The organism is Neisseria sp. P0021.S007 (assembly GCF_051956855.1).
Genome location: NZ_JBQCXA010000765.1, coordinates 1 through 606, shown reverse-complemented (window position 1 = coordinate 606; position 606 = coordinate 1). Strand labels below are relative to the sequence as shown.

Below are 606 nucleotides of genomic sequence, written 5' to 3'. Positions count from 1 at the left end.
GTCGTGGATGCTGTACATCCCAGCACCGATTCCAAGGAACACATACAATGCGCCCACGGGTCTGACGCAGGATACGCCCGGAATCTGGTTGACCAGTTCCCATGCTTTGTTGCATCGCTCGAGCAGGCGGCCGCCGGGAAGGAGGAATTCGTTGATGCTTTGGTATCCGCCTAAGGCCGTCTGAATGGCGTGTTGCATGGGTGTGGTGGCACAAAGGCGCATGGGGGAGAGCGTATCGAGGCCTTCGATATAGCCCTTGGCATGATGTTTCGGATTGTTGAGAACCATCCAGCCTTGACGGAAACCGGCTACGCGGTAGGCTTTGGAAAGGCCGTTAAACGTAATGGTCAGCAAGTCGGGAGCAAGGGCGGCGATATGGTGGTGTACGGCGTCGTCGTAGAGGATTTTGTCGTAAATTTCGTCGGCGAAAATAATCAGACCGTGTTTACGCGCCAGTTCGGCGATTTCGAGCAGGATTTCTTTGCTGTACACCGCGCCGGTAGGGTTGTTGGGGTTGATGACGACGATGGCTTTGGTTTTAGGCGTAATTTTGGCTTCCATGTCGGCCAGGTTGGGGAACCAGTTGTTTTCTTCGTCGCATAGATA

General features: G+C 54.3%; 1 protein-coding gene. It reads right to left on the bottom strand.

Annotated features, from left to right (window positions below; genetic code table 11):
- A partial coding sequence (locus ACTHUR_RS15845) for an aminotransferase class I/II-fold pyridoxal phosphate-dependent enzyme (RefSeq protein ID WP_440399615.1) occupies positions 1–606 on the bottom strand: 606 nt, incomplete at both ends.